Source organism: Paenibacillus sp. P22, from assembly GCF_000469945.2.
GTDB classification, from domain to species: Bacteria; Bacillota; Bacilli; order Paenibacillales; family Paenibacillaceae; genus Paenibacillus_O; species Paenibacillus_O humicus.
In genome coordinates this window covers 1-3,065 of sequence record NZ_CBRA020000282.1, presented here as the reverse complement: position 1 = coordinate 3,065, position 3,065 = coordinate 1, and the positions used below count along the sequence as shown (strand labels likewise).

Genomic DNA, 3,065 nt, shown 5'->3' with positions numbered 1-3,065 from the left:
GCTGCGGGGCAGCGGCCGGCTCTACCGCCGAAGCCGCCGGCGCCGCAGGAAGCTCGTTCTTGTAATAGTTCAGAAGCTCGTCGGCGTTGAGACCGACCGCCTCCGCGTAGTTCTTGACGAATGCACGCGCATAAAAGCTGCCTGGAAGCGCGGCGTAATTGCCTTCTTCGATCGCGGTCAGGTAATGCTTGCGGATCTTGGTCATCTCCTGCACCTGGTCCAGGGAGAGTCCCATTTCTTCCCTTGCCGTGCGCAGGGTTTGGCCCAATTCAGACATGGTTGGCCATGCCTCCTCTCAAATTAAAAATCGTTATAATTGACGGTGAAGGAATCATAGGAGATTTCTTCGTCCGGCGTATTGCGAAGCTCGATAATAGTCGTAAAAGTGCTGTAATCATAATTGGATTCACGGATAAAGATGTCCGGATGCTCGATGACCTTGGTCGAGGGCATCTCCATGATTTCCTGGAGAAGGGCGTGATGGCGCTCGTTGGAGCGGATCGTGCTGACGATGCCGTCGATGATGAAGATATTGTCGGGATTCATTTCCTCGCTCGACAGCTGGCTGCGCACCGTCTGGCGGAGCAGCGTGGAAGAAACGAACGTCCAGCGCTTGTTGGAGCAGACGCTTCCGGCGATGATGGATTCCGTCTTGCCGACCCTCGGCATGCCGCGCAGTCCGATGACCTGGTTGCCGTCCCGCTTGAAGATTTCGCCGAGGAAATCGACGAGCAGTCCCAGCTCGTCCCGCGTGAAGCGGAACGTCTTGCGATCATCCGAATCCCGTTCGATATAACGTCCGTGACGCACAGCAAGCCGATCCACCAGGCTCGGAGGACGCAGCTTGTTGACGGTGATGTTCTCTACCTTGGCAAGCATCTTGCCGAGAATCTCGATTTTTTCGTCGTCGTTGGTCTGAAGCAGCATGCCGCGGGTGCGGTCCTCCACCCCGTTGATCGTAATGATGTTGACGTTGAGCATGCCGAGCAGGGAGGCGATATCCCCAAGCAGGCCAGGCCGGTTCTTATGTATTTTGTACTCCATATACCACTGTTTGGATTCCATTAATCACACCGTCCTGAGGTAATGAGCTGTCTTTATGCCCTTCATTATAAGCCTACATTCTACATGATTCGGCAAGAAACCGCAATGATCATGCCGACGTTTTTTGGGCGGCGGAATCTTGATGTCCGCAGCCAAGTAGAAAAGCCCCCGAATGGGAGCTCTCCGCCAAAAGTCGATGATTAACCGTGATTGACCAGCTTCACCATGAGGCGGGCAATCGTCTTGCGCTCTTCCTCGTCTCCGACGTCCCAGATCTCCTTCAGCACGCGCTGCTCTTCGTTTTTCGGATCGACCTTCTCATCGAGAAAAGATCCGATCTCATAAGCGAGGTTGCCGAGGGTTTCCTCGGTAAGACCCATCTTTTTGCCCTGCTCAACGCGGTCGGACAGGAATTCCTTCCATCCTTCAAAGCTCGAAAGTACAGTAGACATGCTTCGTCGCCTCCTTGGTCGAATAGAGAAAGAAATCATCAACGACCCTATTGTGTGCGGAGGCCATCTTCCCTATACGACGACCAGGGCTGGAAAAAAGTTGCGGCCGGACCACTCATGTGATCCAGCCGCCGTTCGGACTGATGACTTGACCGGTTATGTAGGATGATTCCGGCAAGGAAAGGAAATAGACCAGCGAAGCGATCTCATCCGGATGGGCCAGCCTTCCGGCCGGAATTTCCTCTTCCAGCGCCTGAAGCTCGCCTTGATCGAGATGGCTGTTCATTTCCGTGTCGACCGCTCCCGGAGCGACCGCGTTGACCGTTACTCCGGACGGCGCCAGCTCCTTGGCCAGCGATTTCGTGAACGCATTGACCCCGCCTTTGGTCGCGGAATACAGCACCTCGCAGGATGCCCCGGAGATGCCCCACACGGAGGATACATTGATGATTCTCCCCCAGCGCGCGCTCACCATCCGAGTCATGAACAGCTGCGTGCAGAGAAACAATCCCTTGAGATTGACCGCGGTCACGTCGTCCCATTCCTGCTCGGTGAGGTCCGCCAGCATGCCGTAATGCGAGATGCCCGCGTTGTTGACGAGAATATCCGGAAGCAGCCCTGCCGCTTCCAGCTTCTCCTTCATTCTGCCCAGACTCTCCCTGGATCGCACGTCGGCGGAAACCGTCATGACCCTGCCGCCGCCGAGAGCGATGCATTCCCGGGCCGTTTCATTGGCGCGTTCATGCGAATTCAAATAATGGATGACCACATTCATTCCTTCCGCGGAAAAGCGCCGCGCGATGGCGGCGCCTATGCCCCGGCTTCCCCCGGTAATGAGTACGGTCATCTCCTGCAAGCTTTTCAAGCTTCCGCCGGAGGCAGCACGACGGACACGGCCAGCTGGCCGAAGTCGAAATGCTCTCTCAGCCGGGCATTGGCATCGTCAAGCGTGATGCTCTCATAAGCCGGCAGCAGCTCGAACAGATCCTGTCCGCGGAATTTGTAGCGGGTGAATTCGCCTGCGATCGACTCGGGAGAATTGAGCATCCTCAGGTAGCTTCCGATGCGCTTGCGCTTCGTTCTCTCGAAAGCCTCGGCATCAAGCCCGCTCTGCTGCAACGACGCTACCGCTTCCTTGACCCGCGCGACGAGAGCGTCCGGGTCCTTGGTATCGCCTCCGACGATAGAGAAGCCGTAATCGGTGCTGCAGTTGTATTCATATCCGAATGAATCGGAGATGAGATTGTCGTCGTACAGCTGCTGATAGGTCGGGGAGCTGGATCCAAGAATGGTTTCCAGCATCAGCTTGGTCGTGACGTCCCGGCGCAGCAGCGCAGCGCTGTCCAGGCCGTTGGTTTTCTCCTTGAAGCCGAACAGGCACTTCGGCAGGGAAACCTGAAGCTGGATCGCTTTTCGCGGCGTATTCACGCCTTGCGGCTCGGGCTCGAAGAAACGCTTGATTTCGCCTAGAGGCTCATATGTCTTCGCAGCCTGGTTGGACCGCACCAGCTCGAATACCTGCTCCGCATCGACGCCGCCGACGATGAACAGCAGCATGTTGGACGGGTG

The 3,065-nt window shown here is 56.5% G+C and carries 5 protein-coding genes; all 5 read right to left on the bottom strand.

Features of this window, described 5'->3' with window-relative positions; translation table 11 throughout:
* Positions 1–277: RodZ family helix-turn-helix domain-containing protein (locus BN871_RS25795; RefSeq protein WP_021878656.1), on the bottom strand; the 277-nt coding region annotated here is incomplete at its 3' end.
* A gap of 23 nt (positions 278–300) precedes the next feature.
* A complete protein-coding gene (locus BN871_RS25790) occupies positions 301–1,065 on the bottom strand; it encodes a DUF3388 domain-containing protein (protein ID WP_048750012.1) in 765 nt (254 codons plus the stop codon).
* Positions 1,066–1,244: 179 nt separating this feature from the next.
* Positions 1,245–1,496, bottom strand: a complete 252-nt coding sequence (locus BN871_RS25785) for a DUF3243 domain-containing protein (protein ID WP_048750011.1) — start codon at positions 1,494–1,496, stop codon at positions 1,245–1,247.
* A 115-nt stretch (positions 1,497–1,611) separates the two neighbouring features.
* A complete protein-coding gene (ymfI, locus tag BN871_RS25780; protein WP_048750013.1) occupies positions 1,612–2,343 on the bottom strand; it encodes an elongation factor P 5-aminopentanone reductase in 732 nt (243 codons plus the stop codon).
* 14 nt (positions 2,344–2,357) lie between these two features.
* Positions 2,358–3,065: pitrilysin family protein (locus tag BN871_RS25775; RefSeq protein WP_048750010.1), on the bottom strand; the 708-nt coding region annotated here is incomplete at its 5' end.

Excerpts from the sequence above, each read along its gene's own strand:
- BN871_RS25790 (WP_048750012.1), bottom strand. The coding sequence starts at position 1,065 with ATGGAATCCAAACAGTGGTATATGGAGTACAAAATACATAAGAACCGG.
- BN871_RS25785 (WP_048750011.1), bottom strand. The coding sequence starts at position 1,496 with ATGTCTACTGTACTTTCGAGCTTTGAAGGATGGAAGGAATTCCTGTCC.
- ymfI (WP_048750013.1), bottom strand. The coding sequence starts at position 2,343 with ATGACCGTACTCATTACCGGGGGAAGCCGGGGCATAGGCGCCGCCATC.